Raw genomic sequence first — 22,396 nt, forward strand, 5'->3', positions numbered from 1 at the left:
ATATCGCCTGCACCGATAAGATAGCGTCCAACGAATCCGAAAGCGGTACCGAGGCCACCATGCAGGACACCACGATCAAACCGGCGCTGCATCCCACCCAACCCCCGCTGAAGCCAGCCAGCGCGGCGGCCGGCGCGGCGCTGCTGTGCGTGCTGTCGATGTCGAGCGTGCAGTTCGGCGCGGCGCTCTCCGCGCCGACGATGACAGCGTACGGTTCGCTCAGCACCACCTGGCTGCGTCTTTGCTGGGCGGCCGTGGTGCTCGCACTGCTGGTGCGCCCGCGCCTGCTCGCCTATTCGCGCTCGCATTGGCTCGCGGCGGGCGCTCTGGGGACGGCGATGGCCGGCATGACGCTATGCTTTTTCGCGTCGCTCCAGCGAATTCCATTGGGGCTCGCCGTCGCGATCGATTTTCTCGGGCCGCTAGCGGTGGCGACCTTCGCGGTGCGCCGTGCGCGAGCGCTACTGTGGCCGGCGCTGGCGATTGCCGGCGTGGTCCTGCTTTCGCGCGATCGCGCCGGCTGGATCGGCGAGCCGCTCGGCGTGCTGCTCGCGTTCGCGGCCGCACTGGGCTGGGGCAGCTATATCGTGCTGATGAAAAAGATCGGCACCGTGTTCGCCGGACTCGAAGGACTGTCGGTGTCGCTGATCGCAGCGGCGCTGGTCGCCACGCCGTTCGGCCTCGCGCAAAGCGGCATACACATCGCGACCACGCAGATCGCGGCAACCGCGGGCCTCGCGCTGCTGGTCCCGCTATTGCCGTATGCGTTGGAAATGGTGGCATTGCGGCACATGCCGGCCGCATCGTTCGGCATCCTGATGAGTGTCGAACCAGCGATCGGCGCGCTGGCCGGCTTCGTCGTGCTGCATCAACCGATGGGTGTCTTGCAGATAGCGGGCACGCTGCTCGTCGTGGCCGCGAGCGTGGGCGCCGTAGCGGCGACCCGCTGAGCATCGCTGAACTTCTGCGAGTGCAGCGTTCAGGCGATATTTTCCGCTTCGTAAAGACGCCGGCCCGCTGCATCCTTCGCGCCGAGGGTCGGCTCGAATTCGATCGGCCACTCGATGCCGATATCAGGGTCGCGCCACAAAATACAGCGCTCCAGTTCGGGGAACCAGTATTCGGTGGTCTTCCACAGGCACTCGGCGACGTCGGATAGCACCACGAAACCGTGCGCGAAGCCCGGTGGCACCCACACCTGCCGTTGGTTGGCCGCGCTCAGATGAGTGCCGGTCCACTTGCCGAAGTTCGGAGAATTGAGACGCACGTCCACGGCGACGTCGAACACTTCCCCCAGCACGACCCGCACGAGCCGGCCTTGCGGACGCTGCACCTGATAGTGCAGCCCGCGCAGCACGCCATGCACTGCACGCAAATGACGGTCTTGCACGAAGTTGAACCCGTGCGAGACGCCGTCAGTAAATTCGTCCGCGCTGAAGCTCTCGAAACAGAAGCCGAATTCGTCGCAAAACACCTCGGGCTCGATGAGTTTCACCTCCGGCAATGCTGTCGCCATTACCTTGTTGCCCATGGCCACTGTGCTCGTAAGAAGCCTGCCCGGCGAAAGCACGGCCGCCGATGCGACCGCGTCACACGACGATGAGGCGCACCGTCAGCACGACACCTGCCCAACCCTAAGCCTCGGTCGCCACCCGGCTGCGCGCGCGATATTCGGTGGGCGACAGCGCCATGCGCTTGCGGAAGATCTTCGCGAGGCGATCGCCGTTGCCGGTGCCGCTGCGGCGCGCGATCTTGTCGACTGGCAATTCTGTTTCGGTCAGGAAGTTGCAGGCAATGCGCAGCCGCACCTGCAGCAGATAGTCGGAAGGTGTGACCTGCATTTCATGCTTGAAGCGCCGCAGAAAATTTCGCTCGCTCATTGCGGCCACTTGCGCGGCATCGGCAACCGACACCTGACGATCACAGTTCGCCTCCATCCAGCGCGCAGCGGCACGGATTTTTTCGGCCACGCTGAGTGTGCCGCCTTCCGCGGGCAACGGTATCCATGTGGCGGCCATGCCCGGCATCACCCGATCGGCGACGCCGCGCGCGAGTTCCGCGCCGAGGTCCCGTTTGATGACCATCAGCGCGCTGCGCGCACAGTCGTTACGATCGTTGGCGGCGCTGAACGCGGCGTCGGTCGTGGCGCTGCCCAGATAGCGGTTGATCTGCAAGCTGTCATGCTCGGCCGGCCCGGCGGCTTCCAGCACGAGACGGCCCTCGCCGATCGTCTCGATCGCGCGGGTACGGGTTTGCACCGAGCGCAGCCAGCCCAGCAGCCGCTCGTCGCGCGCGGCCTCATGCGCGCCGTAGCCGCCTGCGATGAACAACACGTCGAAACCGCTGCCGTAGCGTGTGTCGATACGGTCGGTCCAGATTCGCGCCGACGAAGAACTGGCCACACTGCCACCGTCCATCGACAGAAACTGCACTTCGTAAGGCGGCTCGTCGCCGGCTCGCGCGCCCGAAAGTTCATTGGCGGTCTGGAACATCTCGACCACCGTGCCCGGCCCGAGCAGCCAGAAGCCGTCGAACAGCAACACGCCGATTCGCCGCGCTGCACTACGCACGTTCAATGTCGGCGTATGTAACCAGGTAATCCTCGCAGTATCAAGGTGCATGTGCGGCATGATCTTTCCCCAATCAGTCGTACGTTGTGGACCCCGCTGCCCCGTCGGCCGGTCGATATGGTCGAATTGAATTACGGCGGGTGAAAACCGCCGGCAACGCCGTTTAACGGATTATGCGTGATGTTAGCGGAATGGCTCGCTATAGTAAATTTGAAAATCAAAACAGAATAAAGAAATCCAATGTATGAAGAAACCCATTATTGCGTGTTTCATATGACTGTTCGCAAAGCGCTCCGGACAGCGGCAAATGATACCGGCCCGAAGCTCCTCTCCAGGCTTGGGAAGCTTATGCAGACTCGCTTTCGAGGCTGTTCCGTCGCTATCGGATTTATCTCGTGATCACTGGAATTGCGACCCCTATTCGCTTGACTCGCATGGAAATGTTTCAAACTTGAACACCAGAGCTCGCGAATAATGAACGTTCAATCCGGCCTTTATTCGCAAACCGGGAATTTATAGACGCTGCCAATGTGGTAAGCCGCACATTTACCGATACATTTCTGATTGCGTATTTCGATGCTGAATTTTCAATCGACTAAAAATGTTTCTATATTGAAACATCCGGATTTTTCATATGACTTAATGCGACGGTCATTCGCGTCATGCCTCGAAAACATCAGATGATTGAACGCCGCCTGCAGCACCGCCGTGCAGCGTCCTTAAAACGGGCCGCAAAACGAGCACCTACTCGAAGCCGAGCACGCCGAGCAGCCGATAAAAATGCGTCAACTGCGCGGCATCGATGGCAAACCCGTTCGCAAACCAGTCGCGATACGCTTGCGCCGCATCGTCCGAAGAGCGCTCCTTTGCCTTAGCCGTTCGTTCCCTCGCCTGCGACCATTGCCGCGTCGTTCTGCGTTCGTGCGAGCACGGGCCGCAACGCGGCGCCGGTATGACTGGCGGCGACGCGCGACAGTCCTTCCGGATCCGTAGCGGCGACGATCGTGCCGCCACCCACACCGCCTTCCGGACCGAGATCGATAATCCAGTCCGCCTCGGCGATCACGTCGAGATCGTGCTCAATGACGACGACGCTGTGGCCGCCGTCCGCGAGACGATGCAGCACGCGAATCAGCTTCGCGACGTCCGCCATATGCAAGCCGACCGTCGGCTCGTCCAGCACATACAACGTGTGCGGCGGCTTCTGACCGCGCCGCGTGATGTCGTCGCGCACCTTGCTCAACTCGGTGACCAGCTTGATCCGCTGCGCTTCGCCGCCCGACAACGTAGGCGATGGTTGGCCGAGCGTGAGATAGCCGAGGCCGACATCCTTCATCAACTGCAATGGATGCGCGATGTTCGAAATCGGCGCGAAGAACTCGACGGCTTCGTCGATTTCCATGGTCAGCACCTCGCCGATGTTCTTGCCGCGCCACGTGACCGCGAGGGTCTCGGGATTGAAGCGTTGCCCGTGACAAACGTCGCACGGCACCTTTACGTCGGGCAGGAAGCTCATGCCGATGGTCCGTACACCTTGTCCTTCGCAAGCGGGGCAACGACCTTCCCCGGTGTTGAACGAGAAACGCGATGCGGTGTAGCCACGCGCACGCGCTTCGAGCGTGCCGGCGAACAGTTTGCGAATCGCGTCCCACACACCGATATAGGTCGCCGGACACGAACGCGGGGTTTTGCCGATGGGTGTCTGATCGACTTCGAGCACGCGGTCGATCGTTTCCCAGCCGCTGATCGAATCGCATCCTTGCCATGCATGCGTGACGTTCAGCGGCGCACGTGGCGCCGTGCGAGCCAACACGCTCGAGCGGCGGTTCGCAGCCGGCTGGGTTTCGGCCGCCGCGCGCGCACGCCGCGTGGCGGGCGACGACAGCACCGAGCGTCCCACCGCATCCAGCAAATTGGCCATCAGTACATCGCGCGCGAGCGTCGACTTGCCTGAACCACTCACGCCGGTCACTGCCACCAGACGCGAAAGCGGAATGCCGACCGTGACGTTGCGCAGGTTGTGCAGCGTGCCGCCGTGCACCGTCAGCCAGTTCTCCGGCACCGCGACCGCACGTTTGCCCGGCGCGACCACCTTGCGGCGGGGCTGCAACGGATGCACGATCGGATGCGCGAGAAATTGTCCGGTCAGCGAATCGGGTTGCGCCGACAGATCGGCCACACTCCCTTGCGCGACGAGCGTACCGCCGCGCTTGCCCGCGCCCGGTCCGATATCGATGATGTGATCGGCACGCCGAATCGTATCTTCGTCGTGCTCGACGACTACCAGTGTGTTGCCCTTCTCGCCCAGCTTGCGCAAAGCGTTGAGCAAAATCTGGTTGTCGCGCGGATGCAGACCGATGGTCGGCTCGTCCAGTACGTAGCACACGCCTTGCAGGTTGCTGCCCAGTTGCGCGGCAAGCCGGATGCGCTGCGCTTCGCCGCCCGACAGGCTCGGCGCCGCGCGATCGAGACTCAGATAACCGAGCCCGACTTCTTCGAGGAATTGCAGGCGGCTGCCGATTTCGCTGACCACGTCACGCGCGATTTCCGCATCGCGGCCGCTCATCTCCAACGTGTCGATCCACGCGCGCGTGTCGGACACCGTCCATTGCGCGACGTCGACGATGGCACGCTCGCCGAACGTGACCGCGCGCGCGGTCGGGTTCAGACGCGTGCCGACACAATCCGGACACGGCTCGTCGACGAGGCCTTCCGGTTCCTGCTCCTCCGACGGCAAGCTCTGCTCGCGTCCGCGGCTGTCTTCGACGATCACGGTATCGTCGTACGCCGCGCGTTGTTCGCGCGTCAATGCGAGGCCTGTGCCGACGCAGGTCGTACACCAGCCATGCTTGCTGTTGTACGAAAACATGCGCGGGTCGAGTTCGGGGTAGCTCGTGCCGCATACCGGACACGCGCGCTTGGTGGACAGCACCTTCACGGTGCCGAGTTTAGCCGTGGAATGGCCGCCGCGGATCGTGTCGTGCAAACCGTCGAGCGGCGCCAGCAGATGCATCACGCCCTTGCCGATTTCCAGCGTCTGATCGAGCGCCTCACGCAGTTCGGTTTCGTTGTCCGCCGAGACGACGAGGTCGGTCACCGGCAACTCGATGGTGTGCTCGCGGAACCGATCGAGCTTCGGCCACGGGTCCACCGGCACGAATTCGCCGTCCACGCGCAGATGCGTATTGCCACGCGCTTTCGCCCACTTCGCGAGGTCGGTGTAGACGCCCTTGCGGTTCACGACCAGCGGCGCGAGAAAGCCGACGTGCTGCCCTTTGTGATCGCGCAGCAACTGCGCCGCAATCGATTCGACGCTTTGCGATGTGACCGGCGTGCCGTCGTGAATGCAATGTTGCAAACCGAGCTTCACATACAGCAGACGCAGGAAGTGCCACACTTCGGAAGTCGTGGCCACGGTACTCTTGCGGCCGCCGCGCGACAGACGCTGTTCGATCGCGACGGTGGGCGGGATGCCATACACCGCGTCGACTTCAGGCCGCCCGGCCGGCTGCACGATGGAACGTGCGTACGCGTTCAGCGATTCGAGGTAACGGCGCTGCCCTTCGTGGAACAGAATGTCGAAGGCCAGCGTGGACTTGCCCGAACCGGACACGCCGGTAATCACATTGAATTTGCCGTGCGGGATGTCCACGTCCAGCGATTTCAGATTGTGCTCGCGCGCATTGACGATGCGCACCACGTCCTCGCCTTCGATCACCCGCCGCGCGCGCGCCGCGCTCAGTGCCTTTTGCAGCGGAATACCCTGCGACGCAGGTCCGGCCGCTGCGTTCATGGCACGGTCGTATTGCAACAGCGCCTCGCCGGTATGCGATTCCGGGCAATTCTTGACGTCTTCCGGCGTACCCGCGCACAGCACCCTGCCGCCGCCATCGCCACCTTCAGGGCCGAGGTCGATCAGCCAGTCGGCCGCGCGAATCACGTCGAGATTGTGTTCGATCACGATCAACGAATGGCCGCTCGCCAGCAGCTTGCCGAACGCCTGCATCAGCTTGGCGATGTCGTCGAAATGGAGGCCGGTGGTCGGCTCGTCGAACATGAACAGGCGTTTTGCGACCGCCTGCTTCGCACTGCGCGCGGTGCGCGCCTGTGCCGATTCCGCGAGGAAACCGGCGAGCTTGAGCCGCTGCGCTTCGCCGCCGGATAGCGTGGGCACCGGCTGGCCGAGCTTCACGTATTCAAGACCCACGTCGACGATCGGCTGCAGCACGCGCAATACTTCGACATCCTTGGCGAAGTAGGCGGTGGCTTCGCTCACCGTCAGTTCCAGCACGTCGGCGATGCTCAAGGCACGCGCCGGCTCGCCGCGCTCGATTTTCACTTCGAGCAGTTCCGCGCGATAGCGGCGCCCATCGCAATCCGGGCAACGCAGGTAAACGTCGCTCAAGAACTGCATTTCGATGTGTTCGAAGCCCGAGCCGCCGCAGGTCGGGCAGCGCCCGTCGCCGGAATTGAAGCTGAACATGCCGGGGCCGTAACCGCGTTGCTGTGCGAGCGGCGCCTTGGCAAACAGCTTGCGGATTTCGTCGAATGCGCCGACGTAGCTGGCCGGGTTCGAGCGCGCGGTCTTGCCGATCGGCGATTGGTCGACGAATACAACGTCCGTAACCTGGTCGGCGCCCGTCAGGCTTTTGAAGGCACCGGGCGATTCGGTGGCGAGGCCGAAGTGCCGCGCCATCGCTGGATACAAAACGTCTTGCAGCAAGGTGGATTTGCCGGAACCCGACACCCCCGTCACGCAGACAAGCCGCTGCAATGGAATCTCGACCGTGACGTCGCGCAGATTGTGTTCAGTCGCCCCTTCCAGCACGATGCGCGGCGTGCCGGCATCCACCGGACGCTGCGACCAGTGGGCCGCGTCCGCCACATGCCGGCGGCCGCCGAGGTACTCGCCGGTCAGCGTGCCGGACGAGCGGATCGCCTCAGGCGCGCCGTCGTAAATGATCGAACCGCCGCGCTCGCCCGGCCCCGGCCCCATGTCGATCAGGCGATCCGCCGCGAGCATCACCGACGGATCGTGTTCGACCACCACGAGTGTATTGCCGGCGTCGCGCAGCCGATGCATGGCTTCGACGATCCGGTTCAGATCGCGCGGATGGAGGCCGATGCTCGGCTCGTCCAGCACGAACAGGGTTTTGGTCAACGACGTGCCGAGCGCCGTGGTCAGATTGATCCGCTGCACCTCGCCGCCCGACAGCGTGCGGCTTTGCCGGTCGAGCGTCAGATACCCCAGGCCGACGTCGCACAGATATTTGAGGCGCGTGCGCACTTCCGCGAGCAAAAGCTTGAGTGCGTCGTCGAGTAAGGCACTCGGCAGGCTGATCTCGTCGAAGAACCGCCGGATGCGCTCGATCGGCATCAGCATCAGATCGTGCACGGTCAGACCCGCCAAGGCTTCGAGCTGCAGACGCCTCCACTCGACGCCGCGTGGCATGAAGCGCTTCTCGGGTGCGAGCACCTCGTCCGCATTTGCTTTATTGCCGAGGCGCCACAACAGCGATTCCGTTTTCAGACGCGCGCCGCCGCAGGTTTCGCACGGCGTATAGCTGCGGTACTTCGACAGCAGCACGCGAATGTGCATCTTGTACGCCTTCGATTCGAGATACTCGAAGAAGCGTTTGACACCGTACCAATGGCTTTGCCACTTGCCGTTCCAGTCCGGCGAACCATTGATGACCCAGTCGCGCTCGGCCTCCGTCAACTCGCCCCAAGGCGTGCCGCGGCGGATATCGGCTTTCGCCGCATAGCGCATCAGATCGTCCTGGCATTCTTTCCAGGCCGGTGTTTGCATCGGCTTGATCGCGCCGTCGCGCAGGGTCTTGCGCGCGTCGGGAATCACCAGACCCAGGTCGACGCCGATCACGCGGCCGAAACCGCGGCAGACTTCGCACGCGCCGTACGCCGAGTTGAACGAGAACAGCGCCGGCTGCGGGTCGGCGTAACGCAGGTCGCTCTCGGGGCTGTGCAGACCGGTGGAGAAACGCCAGATTTGCGGCTCGGCTTCTTTCGCTTCCGGTGCTTCCGGTGCGGCGGGCAGCACGTAAATGTCAACGCGTCCGCCGCCGCGCTTGAGCGACGCCTCGATGGCTTCGACCACCCGCTGCTTGTCGACCGAGCTCAAGCGGAAGCGGTCGGCCACCACGTCGAGCAGCTTGCGCTTGCCGGTGGGCGAATCGACTTCACGCTGCGCCTGTACGCGCGTGTAGCCGCTCGCCGACAGCCATTGCTCCACTTCCTGCTCGGACGCGGATTCCGGCAACTCGACCGGAAACGTGACGACCAGCCGCGGATCATGCTCCGCGGTGCGCTCGAGCAGTTCCGCGTAAATCGTCTCCGGGGTGTCGTGGCGCACCTGCTGCGCGGTCTTGCGATCGAACAGCTCGGCCGCGCGCGCATAGAGCAGCTTCAGGTGATCGTTGAGCTCCGTCATGGTGCCGACGGTGGAGCGCGAACTGCGCACCGGATTGGTCTGGTCGATCGCGATGGCGGGTGGCACGCCGTCGACCCGGTCGACTTGCGGGCGGTCCATGCGGTCGAGAAACTGCCGGGCGTAGGCGCTGAAGGTTTCGACGTAGCGCCGCTGCCCTTCCGCGTACAACGTGTCGAACACGAGGCTCGATTTGCCGGAACCGGACGGCCCCGTGACGACCGTCATTTCGCCGGTTCGTATGTCGAGATCGACGTTCTTCAGGTTGTGCTGGCGCGCGCCGCGAATGCGGATGATTCCGTTAGATGCCAATTTTTCCGACCGTCTGAATGAGTGGATCACCTCTCACGGACGCCTCGCGACCGCGCAAGTTCGGGACACCGGCTGGCGGATGGACACGCCAAAGGCCGGGTTGCAACGGGATACTATACTGTATATTTATACAGTTTTCTATCGCGTGCCCAAGCGAGGCACCATTTGTCTGTACCGTTCCTGGGGCTGCTCCAAGCCGCTTTGGGAACGGCCGTCGACTCGGGCAACTACGCATCGACTCAACCGTAGCGTGAATTATCCTTGACGGTTGCCGGCGGCATGCCTGTCAACGTGAGGCTCGTATACTTCGCAAGCTGCTCTGCCGCGCGTTGATCGTTAGTATAGTTAAGTGATTCTTTGCGGCTGCCGCCGTCGTATTGGTCAACCAGCCTCCCCGCACCGCTGTCCGTTGATGGGACTGACTTGCCCGACACGGCAACCCCCGACGACAAAGCAGATACGTCCACCCCATTTCTCTCGCCGGTTGCCGCAGCGGTATCGAAAGCCGCGGCTGCCGGGTCGCCGGCACGGGCGTCCGGGGCACGATGCTGACGCGCCATGGCATGCTGGACTCGGCCCAGCGTGGACGGCTGCAAGGCCGGCCGCTCGTCCGGCATCGCCCGCGAAGCGGTGCCCGCCGGCGGTGCCGATTTTTGCGCGCTGCCCAGCGCTTCATATTTTGCCAGGTCCTTCCCTGAACGAAGCAGCTCACGCATCGAGTGCTGCCTCGCCGACTGCTCATCCGGTTTCGATTGCAGTGCCTCCTGTGCGGACGACGCTGCGTCACGCACGTTGCCCGGTACGCCATATTCTCCAGCATCGACTGCCTTGCGCTGAACGACGGTTACGCTCATCTCGATACTCCCTATTCCCGGCCCACGTCCCGACTCACCGATCAAACGGTCATCGACGAATCGCCCTAGAAGAGTTATCTACGCGCAGACCCTGCTCGCCTCGCACAAACTCGATCCGGCGCGGCTCACCGGCTTACCGGCTTACCGGCTTACCGGCTTACCGGCTTCAAGTATTCGGGCGCGCGTCCACTTTCGCCACGAATGCGCCTGCGGGCCGCCACGATCGTCGCGCATCTTGCAATGTCACTCGTGTGCCGCCGCTTCCGGCCTGCGCTTGCACATCGGCCATGACAGATTTTTGCGTGGCCTTATGCACTCTTCGATTCGATCGTAAGGGACTTGCGCATTCAGCTGGATATATCCCAGCTATACCTTTTTCTTAGGCCACTTCGACGACACCTCGCGCCGCACCCTGCTTGCGGCGCTCCAACGTGCCAATACAAACCAGCGACACGCCCGCCAGAAAACTATAAAACACGGCCAACGGCCACCAGGCGCCCGGATACCGATGCGCGAGCAAGGTCCCGATCAAAGGCGTCAATCCGCCGGCCAGCGCGGCACACACTTGATAAGAAAGCGAAATGGCCGAATACCTGACCCTCACCGGGAACGCGTTCGACATGAACCCGGCCATCACGGCATAAGAACTCGACATGCACATCACTGCCAGCGCGATGCCGACCACAATGGCAACCGGCCGCCCGGTCGATACCAGAGCGAACATGGGATAAGGCGAAAGCATCGCCAACGCCGCCGCCCCCTTCAAAAACCGTCCTGTGCCGATCCGTTGCGCGAACCACCCCGAACCCAGTTGCGTGAACAACTGAATGAACGCCACCACGAACAGACAATCGAGAATCAGCGACCGATCGAGCCCAAGCGTCTGCGTCGTGTAATTCAGCATGAACGTGTTGACGAACCACGCGCCGGCCACGCCGATCACATTCGCACCGAGACACAACAACACCGTGCGCCACGCGTCGCGCACCACCTCGGCGACCGGCAGCGCGGCAACCCGCCGTTGTGCCTTGAGGGCCTTGAATTCAGGCGATTCGTCGACACCCGCGCGGATCAGCAAACCCACCACCAGCAACACCGCACTCGCGAGAAACGGCAAGCGCCAGCCCCAGTTGAGAAACGCTTCTTTATCCATGGATGCAACCGCGCGAAACGCGAGCAGTGACAGGATCAATCCGGCCGGACTGCCGAGCTGCGCAAACGAAGCGAAGAAAGTACGCCTTCCCTGCGGCGCATGTTCGCTTGCCATCAGCACCGCGCCGCCCCACTCGCCGCCGATCGCGATGCCCTGCGCGACGCGCAGCAGCACCAGCAACACCGGCGCCCATACGCCGGCGCTCGCATAGGTCGGCAGGAAACCGATGCCGACCGTGCCCACGCCCATGATCGCCAGCGTCGCCACGAGCGCCTTCTTGCGGCCGATGCGGTCGCCGAGGTGGCCGAACACGAGCCCCCCGAACGGTCGCGCGAAAAAGCCCACCGCGAATGTGCCGAACGAAGCCAGCGTGGCGAAAAACGGATCGCTGCCGGGAAAGAACAGCTTGCCGAAAATCAGCGCCGACGCTGTAGCGTAGATGTAAAAGTCGTACCACTCGATCGTGGTGCCCACAAATGCCGCGGCCGCGGCGCGAGTGGGTTGCCGCCCTGCGGCGTGGTCGTCTGGTGCGCGATTCATGTGTTTCGTCTCCAAGGTCGTTCTTCTGAGTGGCGCGGCTTCTTCGTGCCGTCACCGGAAAACTGCTTGCTTACGGTCAGGCTTTGAGTACGCCCGCTTCGAGCAAACGCTGCTGGGTCGCCGCGTCGATGCCCAGTGCGTCGAGTACCTCGCGCGTGTCGCCGCCGAGGGTCGGCGGCGCACTTCGATACGTGGCCGGTGTGCGCGACAGCTTGATCGGCGACGCGGTGCCGCGATACTCGCCCATCTCGATCACCATGCCGCGATGCAGCGTATGCGGATGACGCGCGACGACGTCGACGGTTTGCACCGGCCCGCACGGCACGCCTGCATTGATCAGCGCGTGCGCGAGCGGCTCGCAGTCGTGCGAGGCGAGCAAGCTTTCGAGCGCCGCCTTCAGCGGCTCGCGATGCGCGCAGCGGCTGCGGTTATCGACGTAGCGCGGATCGTCGGCCAGTTCCGCTGCGCCGAGATGCGCGCACAGCCGCGCGAACTGCCGGTCGTTGCCCACGGCGAGAAAGATCGGCGCGGTCGCGGTGCGATAGCTGTCGTAAGGCGTGATGTTCGGATGCGCGTTGCCGCTGCGCTGCGGGGTGCGGCCCGAGCCGAAATAGTTCGGTAAGTGCGGATGCAGGAGCGACACGCCGCAGTCGTACAGCGCGATATCGATCGATTGGCCACGCCCGCTCTTCGTGCGCTCGGCCAGCGCCAGCAGAATGCCCGCGAGCGCATTCAAACCGGTGACCATGTCGACGACCGGCAAGCCGACGCGCATCGCCGGAGCGTCGCGATCGCCGTTTACGCTCATCAAGCCGGTCATCGCCTGAATCGCGGCGTCGTAGCCGGGCAAGCCGCCAAGCGGGCCATCGGGACCGAAGCCCGATACCGCGCAATGAATCAACTTCGGGAAGCGCTCGCGCAAATCGCGCTCGTAATCCATGCGCCAGCGCGCGAGCGTGCCGGGCTTGAAGTTTTCGACCAGCACGTCGGCGTCTGCGAGCAGCTTCCACAAAATGTCGCGGCCCTCGTCGCACGACAGATCGACGGCGAGGCCCTGCTTGTTGCGGTTCACACCGGCGAAATACCACGCGGTGTCGCCGTGGAACGGCGGCCCCCAGCCGCGCGTTTCATCACCGGCGGGCGGCTCCAGCTTGATGACCTGGGCGCCGTGATCGGCCAGCGCCTGCGTGCAGTAGGGGCCCCCGAGTACACGGCTCAGGTCGATGACTTTGATGCCTTGCAACGCGCCCAGACTCGCACGTTCGGTCATTGCGTGTCCGGTCATTGCCCGCTCCCTGCCGGCAGCAGTCGCGCCGCCTGATCGAGCGTGACGCTGCGTGCATTGACCAGCGCATCGATCACGCCGCTTTCATCCGATGAGGTTTGCAGGTCGAGCGGATCGGACGGCAACAGCTTGTGCCGCAACACCAGATGACTGAGCGCAAGACGCCGGAAGTCCGGCGCGAGGCGCACGCCTTCGCAGGCCATCAGCACGGCGGTGCTCGCGTGATACAACGCCGTGCCTGCCTGCCGGACCGATTCGTCGCGGCCGGATTCGGCGACGCCTGCCAGTGCATCGCAAGCGCGCGTCAAAGTAAGCCGCAACAACTTGAGACTCCCGGCGGGCAAGCCGGCTTCGCCCAGCAGATCCTGTAGATACGCGCGCAGCGGTTCGAGCGCGCCATCCCGTTTCGCCGCGCGCGCGATGTCGAGCGCGACGATGTTGCTGGTGCCCTCCCAGATCGAGCCGAGATGCGCGTCGCGCACGAGGCGCGCGTCGCTCCACTCTTCGATGTAGCCGGTGCCGCCGCGCACTTCCATCGCGTCGCCGGTCACGCGCCGGGCATCGCGGCAAGCGCGGAATTTGATCAGCGGCGTGAGGATACGCACGCATTTCGCCGCCTGCCGATCGCCCGCGTCGGCCTTCTCAAGCAGCAAGGCGATCCGCATGAACATTGAACGCGCCTGTTCGGCCGGCAGCATCATCTTGAGCAATTGCCGCTGCATCAACGGCATATCGATCAGCTTGCGGCCGAACGCTTCGCGGTTACGCGCGATGTGCAGCGCTTCCGTCAGCGCGCGACGCATCAAACCCGCCGCACGCACGCCATTCGACAGACGCGACATGTTGATCATGTCCGCCATCTGATGGAAGCCGCGCCCCACTTCGCCGATCAGATACGCCACGGCGCCTTCCAGCACGATCTCGCCGCTCGCCATCGAACGGCTGCCGAGCTTGTCCTTCAAACGCACGATCCGATAGCTGTTGCGCGAGCCGTCCGGCAACGTTTTCGGCAACAGGAACAAGCCGAGGCCGTTGATGCCGGCCGGCGCATTGTCCGCACGCGCAAGCACCATCGCGAGATCGGCGTCGGCGTTCGAGCAGAACCATTTGTCGCCGTACAGACGCCACGCTTCTTCGCCGTTCGCGCCTGGTTCGCGCGCCGCGCGCGTTGCGATACGCGCGACGTCGGAGCCCGCTGCCTGCTCGGTCATGAACATCGCGCCTTGAAAGAGCGTGTCGAAATCGCGCGACGCCAGCATCGGCAGAAATCGCGCGATCAGTTCAGGCGCGCCGAACTTGCGCAGCGTCCGCGTAAGCGAATCGGTCATGCTGACGGGACAGCACAGGCCGAATTCCGCCTGCACAAACAGGAAGGTCAATGCATATTTGACCAGCGGCGGCGGCGCTTTCTTTCCTTCGCGGGTGTCATGACTCATCGACGCGAGCCCCAATTCCGCGTAGGCCACGCGTTCCAGCGCGACGTAATCGGGATGCTTGTCGATGCTTTGCAGCGCCTCGCCGCGTCGCGTGCGATGTCGCAATTGCGGCGGATTCCTGTCGGCGGACAGTGCCCAGACGTCGAGTTCATCGGACGCGCGCTGGCCCAGCGAGACCAATTGGCTTTCGAGTTCCTGGTAAAGCGCCTCGCCGAGATGCAAGGTGAGCAAACGGGCGAGGTCGGGATCGCTGCTGAAGAAGTTGATGCCCCGGCTGTCGGGAATATTGGACGAGCCGTGTGCCGGCTGCGCGGTGATTTCGCTCATGCGTGTCTCCTTTGTGGAAGGAGCATAGAAGCGGCTTCGATAATCGTCTAATACAACTTTTATCCGGTACGATAGATGTAGCTTATCGATAAAAGAACTGGAGACTGCCGTGGACCTGAAGCAATTGCGCTATTTCGTGGCGGTCGCCGAGGAATTGCATTTCGGCCGCGCGGCCAAGCGGCTATTCATTTCGCAGCCGGCGCTCAGTTTCGATATCCGCAAGTTCGAGGAACAGCTCGGCGTGCAGCTACTCGCGCGCACCAATAAGACGGTCGCGCTGACCAATGCCGGGCAGGTGCTGCTTGGCGAAGCGCGCCGGTTACTGCTGCAGGCTAGCGAAGCTGAACGCATCACGGTTCGATCGGCTCACGGCCTGGCCGGCCGCTTGCGGATCGGCTTCGTGAATTCGATGTTGTACCGTGGTATGCCGCAGGCAGTGAGCCGCTTCGAGGCAGACTACCCGGGCGTTGAAATCGTGCTCAAGGAGATGAACACCAGCGAGCAGGTACATGCGATCCAGAGAATGCAGATCGACATGGGCTGCGCGCATTGGGGCAATTTTCCCTCGGGTGTGATTTCGACGCCGATTTTTTCCGAGCCGTTTTTGTGTTGCCTGCCGGTCGATCATCCGCTGGCGCGAAAGCGCAGGGTCGATCTGCGAGCGCTGGCGCAGGAGCCGTTCATTCTGTTTCCGCGCACCGTGTCGCCGCATTATCACGATCTGATCATTGCGCAGTGTGTGGGCGCGGGCTTCAGCCCTTTGATTCGCCATGAGGCGCGCTTGTGGCAGACCGTGGTGACGATGGTCGGATTTGGGATGGGGGTGGCGTTGGTGCCCTTTACCTTGCGGCAGGTGCAGGACCCGCGGGTTTGCTTTTTGCCCCTGCGCGGCGAAACGCTTCTGTCGCAGGTTTTGCTATTGCGCAGGGGCGGCGGCCCGGAGCCTGTCGCGGACCGGTTCGTCGAGTATCTCAGCGACGCCGGGCGTGTCCCTCGGTAAGAAAAAAGCGTCTCAATCGTCGCCCTCGCGGCGCCCCTCGTAAGCCGTGAGAACCCTGTGGGCGACCATATCCATAGCCGGTTTGATCAACCCGTTCTTGTCGGTCCAAACCTTAGGCGTCAAAGCCCCGCTAAGGGCGACGCTATCCGCGTCACCCAGCGCGAGCAGCGCCGTTTGCACGTCATCGTCGAACGCAATCACATTGACGAAAATCGTATCGCCATCATTGGTGGTTGCCCGCACCTTGCAGGTCACGAACCGCTTCCCATTCTGTCCCGTGCGAATCTGCGCCTCGCCGTACAACCGCCCGCCCACCAGTCCATCGATCATCGCCCTGCTCCCGTTATTCCGTACCGTGCAAAAAGCAATATCGCCCAGCACGGCGCATATGATCCCACGTTAAGCGGCGCCACCCGCACGGGTGAAGGAAACGCCGGCGATGTTTGCCGAAAAAACGCGCTTAAACCGCCTTCGGATTACGCTCCACGAATCCTTCCTGATGCCAGTACGGATACGCGGGACGCACGGCGCTGGCGGCGTCGAGTTTCGCCATCTGCTCGGGCGTCAGATTCCAACCCACGGCGCCGAGGTTTTGCCGCAACTGTTCTTCGTTACGCGCGCCGATCAGTACAGTCGACACCGTAGGCCGCTGCAACAGCCAGTTCAGCGCGATCTGCGGCACCGTCTTGCCGGTTTCGGCAGCGACTTCGTCGATCGCATCGAGCACGCGGAAAAGATAGTCTTCCGGCACGGGCGGCCCCATGTCGGCGGTCTTGTGCAAACGGCTCGAATCGGGCAACGGCTGACCGCGCTTGATCTTGCCAGTGAGACGCCCCCAGCCGAGCGGGCTCCACACCACCGCGCCCACGCCTTGATCGATGCCGAGCGGCATCAACTCCCACTCGTAATCGCGGCCGACCAGCGAATAATAAGTCTGATTCGCGACATAGCGCGGATAGCCGTAGCGGTCCGCGGTGTCCTGCGATTTCATCAAGTGCCAGCCGGAGAAGTTCGACACGCCGGTGTAGCGAATCTTGCCGGCGCGCACGAGATCGTCGAGCGTCGACATGACTTCGGCGATCGGCGTTCTGGCGTCGAAACCGTGCAACTGGAACAGGTCGATGTAATCGGTTTGAAGACGCTTGAGCGCGGCGTCCACCGCCTGAATCAGATGAAAACGCGACGAGCCGACGCTGTTCGGACCGTCGTCGAAACGGAAGGTCGCCTTGGTCGAAATGATCGCTTTGTCGCGCTTGCCCTTGAGCGCTTCACCGAGCACCGACTCGGAAGCGCCGTTCGAATAGATGTCGGCGCTGTCGAACATCGTGACGCCCGCATCGAAACAGATGTCGATCAGGCGACGCGCTTCGGCCACGTCGGTGGCGCCCCACGCTTCGAAAAATTCGCCCTTGCCGCCGAACGTGCCCGTGCCGAAACTCAGTACCGGCACCTTGAAACCGGACGCACCCAGATGTCTGTATTCCATTGATGATTCTCCATGGCCTAGCCGTCGATAAAGGGACATTCAGTCTACGCGCGTCTGGGTAAATGCGTCGGCGGACTCGCATTGTCGCGAGGAGGAGGTCCCTTAGTGTGCCGCAGGCTTTGCCGCAGCGCTCAACGCCACCAGCGCATCACGTGCGTTTCGAATCACACTGTCCCAATCGCCCAATGCCGGCTGCCGGAACAATCTCGCTTGCGCATACCAGGGCGTATCGGCGCGTTCCAGCATCCAGCGCCAACATGTGTCGAAGCGGTTCAGAATCCATACCGGCTTGTCCAGCGCGCCGGTCAGATGCGCGGTGGACGTGTCTACCGAAATCACCAGGTCGAGGTTTGCCACCAGTGCAGCGGTGTCGGCGAAGTCGTCGAGTTCTTCGGTGTAGTCGACGACGTTGAAAGCCAGCTCGCCGCGAGGCAGTTGGAGCGCTGCGTGGCCTTTTTGCAGGCTGAAAAACCGCACGTTCGGCACATCGAGAATCGGCGCAAGCCGCTCGAACGCAATCGAACGGCGCGCGTCGTTCTTGCGGAGCTCGGCGACATGCGGCCGGTTTCCGCCAGCCCAAACGAGTCCGACTTTCAACCGCGCTGCCGGGAGTGCCGCGATACGCTCGTGCCACTCACGAGCGGCTTGCGGGTCGGCGAACAGATAGGGCGTCTGTGCCGGAATACTCGCGAGATCGGTCTTGAACGCGAGCGGCAGGCTTAATAAAGGGCAGTGACAATCGAACGGCGGCAGTGTTTGCCCAGCTTCGATCAATTGATCCACGCCATCGAGCGTGGACATCAGTCGTTTCAATTCGGACGGTACTTCTAACACGACTTTTGCGCCGAGCTTCGACACAAGCGCGGCATAGCGGCAAAACTGCAGCGTATCACCCAAGCCTTGCTCGGCGTGCAGCAGAATCGTTTTGCCGTCGATTGAAAAATCACCCAGCCAAAGCGGTTGTGCAAAGGCGCGCCTGCTTGCCTTGATGCGGCTGCGCTCCCAACGCCATTCGTATTTCCGCCACCCTGCTTCCAGCTGCCCCAGTTGCAACAGGCAAAGCGATTCGTTCCAGTGCGTTTCTGCCGCTGCGGGATTCACGGTCAGCGCGCGCTCGTAGCTCAAGAGCGCTTGAGCGTGCTGGTTGAGATCGATCTGGGTCAGGCCGAGATTGTTCCAGGCGTCGGCGAATGCAGGGGCTAGTTCAAGTGCGCGCTGATAGCAACGCTCGGCTTCCTGCGGCTGGTTGAGATCGCTGAGCGCATTGCCACGATTGCTCCATGCGTCGGGATAATTCGGCTGCAGTGCGAGCGCGTGATCGCAGCTTGCCAATGCATCGGCAGAACGGCCCAGATCGCGCAGCACGCAGGCGCGATTGTTCCAGGCTTGCGCGAAATCCGGCATCAAAGCGATCGCACGATCAAAGCTGGCGAGCGCTTCGAGCGGCAAGTTCAGACCCGCCTGCGCATTGCCGCGATTGTTCAGTGCGTCCGGGAAATTGGGCTGCAATGCGAGCGCGCGATCGGCACCCGCAAGCGCTTGGTCGAAACGTTGCAGGGCATTGAGCGCATAGGCGAGATTCGAATGGAGCGGCGCCTGTTTCGCATTGATGGCGAGTGCCTTTCCGAGCAGCTCGATGCCCTCTTGCAGACGGCCCGCTTGCAGCGCGAGCGAGCCCAACAATTGCAGCGCGTCGAAATGACGTGGTTTGAGTTCGAGAATCTCGCGGTAGAGCGCTTCGGCCTCGGCGAATGCACCGTTGTGCTGAAGCGCGACGGCTTGCCGAAGCATGTGGTCCAACTGTTGCGGCAGATTGGCGGGCTTGCTCATGAGGTGAGCTTGATTGAATACGCGTGGAATCGGGAAACCGCTTTCGAACCGCCTGAATCGCGCTGGACGCCGCGCAGGGCAGGTTCAAAAGAACGAAGCCGATTATCGCCGAAAAGAATGCAATTCAGCGTGCTACATGCACATGCTCGTGATTGAGCGCGAGCTAAAAGGCGGCTGCCGGTCTTGATGGCGACTCTATTACGTCGCGATTTTTCGCCGTGTTCTTTCGCCGTGTTCTTTCGCCGTGTTCTTTCGCCGTGTTCTTGCCGCGTGGTGATACCGCTATGACGCACGTCACGCCGCAACGTGACGCGCGCAGGGTGCCTTACTTTTCCACGTGTGCGGCTTACTGGGCAGTGGTCAGATGCTTACGCCTCGCGAGATCCTGGGCCATCGCGCAGTGCGCCTGGATGGTCGGCAGCGCCTTCTTCGCCGCGTCTTTCAGTTGCTCGTCGCGGCCCGAAGCGATTTCCGCCTGGAATGCCGACAAGGCCTTCTGTTCGCCGGCGAGCGCGACCTGCTCGATATAGGTCTTGTCGAAGTCGGCGCCGCGCAGGTTGTTGATGCTTGCGAGCACCGCCGTGTCCGGGTCGTTCTTCGGCACGTCGACGCCACGCGGGCTGGCTGCGCGCAACGCGTCCGAGATTTTCGCGTTGTCGCGCGACACGCGTTCGGCGAATGCCTTGACGTCGCGGTCGGTGGAGCGCGACGTGGCGATGCGCGCGGCGTCGCGTTGGGTGGCGACGGCCTGGGTGGCGTCGGCGATGAATGCCTGGTCGGCGGCATGCAGACGACCGGCATCCGCTGCTGCCGGGGCCGGCGCAGTTTGAGCGCTGGCTGCGGCAGCGACGACCAGAAGACGGCCATGCAGGCACTGGTAACGGCGGCGAGAGGCAAGCGGATCATACGTTCTCCTTGGAGCGGAAGCGAAATGGCTGCGATGCGTGTGCGCCTTGGCCCGCGCGTGCGATTGCATGATTACCTTGCAGTTCGCTTGCGACTAGCCGGCGGCGCCGCGCTCCTATCGCTGTGCATTCTAGGAGGCGCGTTATTCAGCAGGTGAGACGATGCTGTCGCTTCTGTAACGCCAGGTAACCTTCATATGAATTACCCATCTTTGCTGTAATACCGCCGCTGTCTTCCTGACCCGCATAGCATCTGCGTGGTAACCAGAGAACCTCAGCAAACCGCCTGAACTCACTGAACTTTCCCGCTGCGGCGCCGATAACAAAAAGATAGGGCGCGCGCCAGGGTCGAACGTAACGCATGCATGGCGCACCCCGCACACCGCAATTCCTGGAGAGATTTGATGGCAGTAGATCACCGCGCGAGTGACGAACGCAGCAACCTGACGAGTTCCAATAAATTCGAGTTGTTGCTGTATCGGCTGGGTTCCGTTCCCGGCAGCGACGCGCACGAGCTGTACGGCATCAACGTTTTCAAGGTGCGTGAAATCTCGACGATGCCGACGGTGACGCCGATCGCCGGCGCTTCACCGTACGTGATGGGCGCAGTCGACATTCGGGGGCAAATTATTCCCGTGATCGATTTGCCTCGCCTGATGGGATGCGAGCCGACGCGGGGTTTGAACATTTTGCTGGTGACGGAATTCGCGCGCTCGACGCAGGCCTTTGCGGTCGAGGATGTGGACGAGATCGTTCGCCTCGAATGGAATCAGGTGCTGTCCGCCGAGGGCGCGGCGGGTGGCAATCTGGTGACGAGCATCGCGCGGATCGACGGCAATACCGGCGACTCGCGGCTCGCACAGGTGATCGATGTGGAGCAGGTGTTGCGTGACGTGTTTCCATCGCAGCATCCGAGTGTCGACCCGACCTCCGTTGGCGAGGCGCTTGGCATTCGCCATGGCGCGAAAATTCTTGCCGCTGACGATTCCGGCTTTGCGCGCAAGCTGATCGAACAGGCGCTGAGCGCGATCGGCGCCGATTACGTGATGACCAGGACCGGCGAGGAGGCGTGGAATACGTTGCAGCAAGCCGCGCGTGAAGCGCAGGCTACGGGTACGCGGGTGACGGACAGTATTGCGTTGGTGTTGACCGATCTCGAGATGCCGGAGATGGATGGGTTTATGTTGACCCGTCAGATCAAGGCTGACGCGCGGACCCGGGATATTCCCGTGATCATTCATTCTTCTTTGACCGGCGCGGCGAATGAGGCGCATGTGAAGAATGCCGGAGCGAATGGGTACGTGGCCAAGTTTGCCGCTGCCGAGCTGGCTGACGCTATTCGTAATGCGCTTGGGGGGTAATGATGGGGGCTTTTGCCTGCCGCACAGGCAAAAAAATCCGATAAAAACCAAATTCTATGTGACCATACCCCAACCCAACCCGTACGGAGTGCAAAGGCAAAATGCAGCACCAAGACCCACTCCATCCCCTACGCCCCTTCCTGAAAAACTACGTGTGGGAACACGGCCAAGTCGGCACTCGCTATATAAACTGCGCCACCGGCGAGATCACCTTCGATGACGGCAAAAAATCCCGCTTCGCGGCAGAAAAATACCTCTACGTCCCGCTAGACAAAGACGCCACCGACGACCCCTTGGCCACCGGGCCGTCAACCCAGGACGCCGCCCTCGCCCGCTTCCTGCGTGCGGCGCAACTCGGCAAACCCGAAGAAGCCGGTTCCGCTGCAGAAGTCCAACGCGCCGTTCACGATTGCATCGACCTCGCGATCTTCAGCGCCTATCAGCACGATGCGCAGCAAGCAGTCGACCGCTACGCCCAGGAGGCCATGTTCGACGACGAAATCCGCGCGGCGCTCGTCGACGATATTCGCCGGGTCTACATGCCAATGCGCGAACAGCTCGCGCTCTATGACTTCACCGTGCTGCATGGTCTGCCCACGCCACTTCTCTTCAGTGATTCGCCATTCATCGATTGGCGCGTGCGCGTCAAGCCGGCCATGCCGTTCGTCTCGCTGCCGCTTGGGCCCTATGCATTGCTGGTCGGTACGCCGTCAGGCAGAACCAGCCGCGCCGCACCGGTCGCGTGGAAAACCGCCGTGTCGATGGGCGCGCTGAAGGATCACAATCGCCTGATGGTCGAGCGCGCCCGCCGGTGGATCGTGGCCACCAGCGACGATCAACTGGTGTCCATACAGTCGCACTTCAAGAAAGACGACGTCTAGACGACGCCTTT

The 22,396-nt window shown here is 62.6% G+C and carries 14 protein-coding genes and 1 pseudogene; 4 read left to right on the forward strand and 11 right to left on the reverse strand.

Going from position 1 to position 22,396, the window contains the following annotated elements; all coding sequences use genetic code 11:
• The first annotated feature begins 59 nt into the window (after positions 1–59).
• Positions 60–950: a DMT family transporter gene (locus ACAX43_RS09975; RefSeq protein WP_370708211.1), complete on the forward strand. Its 891-nt coding sequence runs from the start codon at positions 60–62 to the stop codon at positions 948–950.
• 29 nt (positions 951–979) lie between these two features.
• Here ACAX43_RS09975 and rfbC read toward each other — a convergent pair whose 3' ends face one another.
• The 7 genes from rfbC to ACAX43_RS10010 form a co-directional block, all read right to left on the reverse strand.
• Positions 980–1,531 (reverse strand): dTDP-4-dehydrorhamnose 3,5-epimerase, encoded by a 552-nt coding sequence (gene rfbC, locus ACAX43_RS09980; RefSeq protein WP_370708212.1) that lies wholly within the window; start codon positions 1,529–1,531, stop codon positions 980–982.
• A gap of 103 nt (positions 1,532–1,634) precedes the next feature.
• Positions 1,635–2,630, reverse strand: a complete 996-nt coding sequence (locus tag ACAX43_RS09985; RefSeq protein ID WP_370708213.1) for a GlxA family transcriptional regulator — start codon at positions 2,628–2,630, stop codon at positions 1,635–1,637.
• An 811-nt stretch (positions 2,631–3,441) separates the two neighbouring features.
• A complete protein-coding gene (gene uvrA / locus ACAX43_RS09990; RefSeq protein ID WP_370708214.1) occupies positions 3,442–9,327 on the reverse strand; it encodes an excinuclease ABC subunit UvrA in 5,886 nt (1,961 codons plus the stop codon).
• A gap of 239 nt (positions 9,328–9,566) precedes the next feature.
• Positions 9,567–10,181 (reverse strand): hypothetical protein, encoded by a 615-nt coding sequence (locus ACAX43_RS09995; protein ID WP_370708215.1) that lies wholly within the window; start codon positions 10,179–10,181, stop codon positions 9,567–9,569.
• Positions 10,182–10,560: 379 nt separating this feature from the next.
• A complete protein-coding gene (locus ACAX43_RS10000; RefSeq protein WP_370708216.1) occupies positions 10,561–11,874 on the reverse strand; it encodes an MFS transporter in 1,314 nt (437 codons plus the stop codon).
• A gap of 76 nt (positions 11,875–11,950) precedes the next feature.
• Positions 11,951–13,159 carry a CaiB/BaiF CoA transferase family protein gene (locus ACAX43_RS10005; RefSeq protein WP_370708217.1) on the reverse strand — a complete coding sequence of 403 codons (1,209 nt, stop codon included), beginning with the start codon at positions 13,157–13,159 and terminating at the stop codon, positions 11,951–11,953.
• Positions 13,156–14,922, reverse strand: a complete 1,767-nt coding sequence (locus tag ACAX43_RS10010) for an acyl-CoA dehydrogenase family protein (RefSeq protein ID WP_370708218.1) — start codon at positions 14,920–14,922, stop codon at positions 13,156–13,158. The genes ACAX43_RS10005 and ACAX43_RS10010 overlap by 4 nt, the downstream gene beginning before the upstream one ends.
• Positions 14,923–15,031: 109 nt before the next feature.
• On the opposite strand from ACAX43_RS10010, the gene ACAX43_RS10015 reads away from it, so the two are divergent.
• Positions 15,032–15,922 carry a LysR family transcriptional regulator gene (locus tag ACAX43_RS10015; RefSeq protein ID WP_370708219.1) on the forward strand — a complete coding sequence of 297 codons (891 nt, stop codon included), beginning with the start codon at positions 15,032–15,034 and terminating at the stop codon, positions 15,920–15,922.
• A gap of 12 nt (positions 15,923–15,934) precedes the next feature.
• On the opposite strand, the gene ACAX43_RS10020 is transcribed toward ACAX43_RS10015, so the two are convergent.
• From ACAX43_RS10020 to ACAX43_RS10035, 4 genes and pseudogenes are all read right to left on the reverse strand, one after another.
• Positions 15,935–16,252 carry a single-stranded DNA-binding protein gene (locus tag ACAX43_RS10020; protein ID WP_370708220.1) on the reverse strand — a complete coding sequence of 106 codons (318 nt, stop codon included), beginning with the start codon at positions 16,250–16,252 and terminating at the stop codon, positions 15,935–15,937.
• 130 nt (positions 16,253–16,382) lie between these two features.
• Positions 16,383–17,408: an aldo/keto reductase gene (locus tag ACAX43_RS10025; protein WP_370708221.1), complete on the reverse strand. Its 1,026-nt coding sequence runs from the start codon at positions 17,406–17,408 to the stop codon at positions 16,383–16,385.
• Positions 17,409–17,510: 102 nt separating this feature from the next.
• Positions 17,511–19,238: a tetratricopeptide repeat protein gene (locus ACAX43_RS10030; RefSeq protein WP_370708222.1), complete on the reverse strand. Its 1,728-nt coding sequence runs from the start codon at positions 19,236–19,238 to the stop codon at positions 17,511–17,513.
• 346 nt (positions 19,239–19,584) lie between these two features.
• A pseudogene (locus ACAX43_RS10035) lies at positions 19,585–20,144 on the reverse strand (DUF4142 domain-containing protein).
• A 403-nt stretch (positions 20,145–20,547) separates the two neighbouring features.
• Here ACAX43_RS10035 and ACAX43_RS10040 point away from each other — a divergent pair.
• Complete coding sequence (locus ACAX43_RS10040; RefSeq protein ID WP_370708223.1) at positions 20,548–21,504, forward strand: chemotaxis protein; 957 nt, start codon at positions 20,548–20,550, stop codon at positions 21,502–21,504.
• Positions 21,505–21,605: 101 nt separating this feature from the next.
• Entirely contained in the window at positions 21,606–22,385 is a 780-nt protein-coding gene (locus ACAX43_RS10045; RefSeq protein WP_370708224.1) for a hypothetical protein, read from the forward strand.
• Positions 22,386–22,396 lie beyond the last annotated feature (11 nt).

The sequence above is a fragment of the Paraburkholderia sp. IW21 genome (genome assembly GCF_041321145.1).
GTDB lineage: Bacteria > Pseudomonadota > Gammaproteobacteria > Burkholderiales > Burkholderiaceae > Paraburkholderia.

What these genes read in the sequence shown, in the direction of transcription:
- ACAX43_RS10040 (WP_370708223.1), top strand. Translation starts at nt 20,548, where the DNA reads ATGGCAGTAGATCACCGCGCGAGTGACGAACGCAGCAACCTGACGAGT.
- ACAX43_RS09975 (WP_370708211.1), top strand. Translation starts at nt 60, where the DNA reads ATGCAGGACACCACGATCAAACCGGCGCTGCATCCCACCCAACCCCCG.
- ACAX43_RS09995 (WP_370708215.1), bottom strand. Translation starts at nt 10,181, where the DNA reads ATGAGCGTAACCGTCGTTCAGCGCAAGGCAGTCGATGCTGGAGAATAT.
- ACAX43_RS10005 (WP_370708217.1), bottom strand. Translation starts at nt 13,159, where the DNA reads ATGACCGGACACGCAATGACCGAACGTGCGAGTCTGGGCGCGTTGCAA.
- ACAX43_RS10020 (WP_370708220.1), bottom strand. Translation starts at nt 16,252, where the DNA reads ATGATCGATGGACTGGTGGGCGGGCGGTTGTACGGCGAGGCGCAGATT.
- ACAX43_RS10000 (WP_370708216.1), bottom strand. Translation starts at nt 11,874, where the DNA reads ATGAATCGCGCACCAGACGACCACGCCGCAGGGCGGCAACCCACTCGC.
- ACAX43_RS09985 (WP_370708213.1), bottom strand. Translation starts at nt 2,630, where the DNA reads ATGCCGCACATGCACCTTGATACTGCGAGGATTACCTGGTTACATACG.
- ACAX43_RS10010 (WP_370708218.1), bottom strand. Translation starts at nt 14,922, where the DNA reads ATGAGCGAAATCACCGCGCAGCCGGCACACGGCTCGTCCAATATTCCC.
- ACAX43_RS10030 (WP_370708222.1), bottom strand. Translation starts at nt 19,238, where the DNA reads ATGAGCAAGCCCGCCAATCTGCCGCAACAGTTGGACCACATGCTTCGG.
- ACAX43_RS10045 (WP_370708224.1), top strand. Translation starts at nt 21,606, where the DNA reads ATGCAGCACCAAGACCCACTCCATCCCCTACGCCCCTTCCTGAAAAAC.
- rfbC (WP_370708212.1), bottom strand. Translation starts at nt 1,531, where the DNA reads ATGGGCAACAAGGTAATGGCGACAGCATTGCCGGAGGTGAAACTCATC.
- ACAX43_RS10025 (WP_370708221.1), bottom strand. Translation starts at nt 17,408, where the DNA reads ATGGAATACAGACATCTGGGTGCGTCCGGTTTCAAGGTGCCGGTACTG.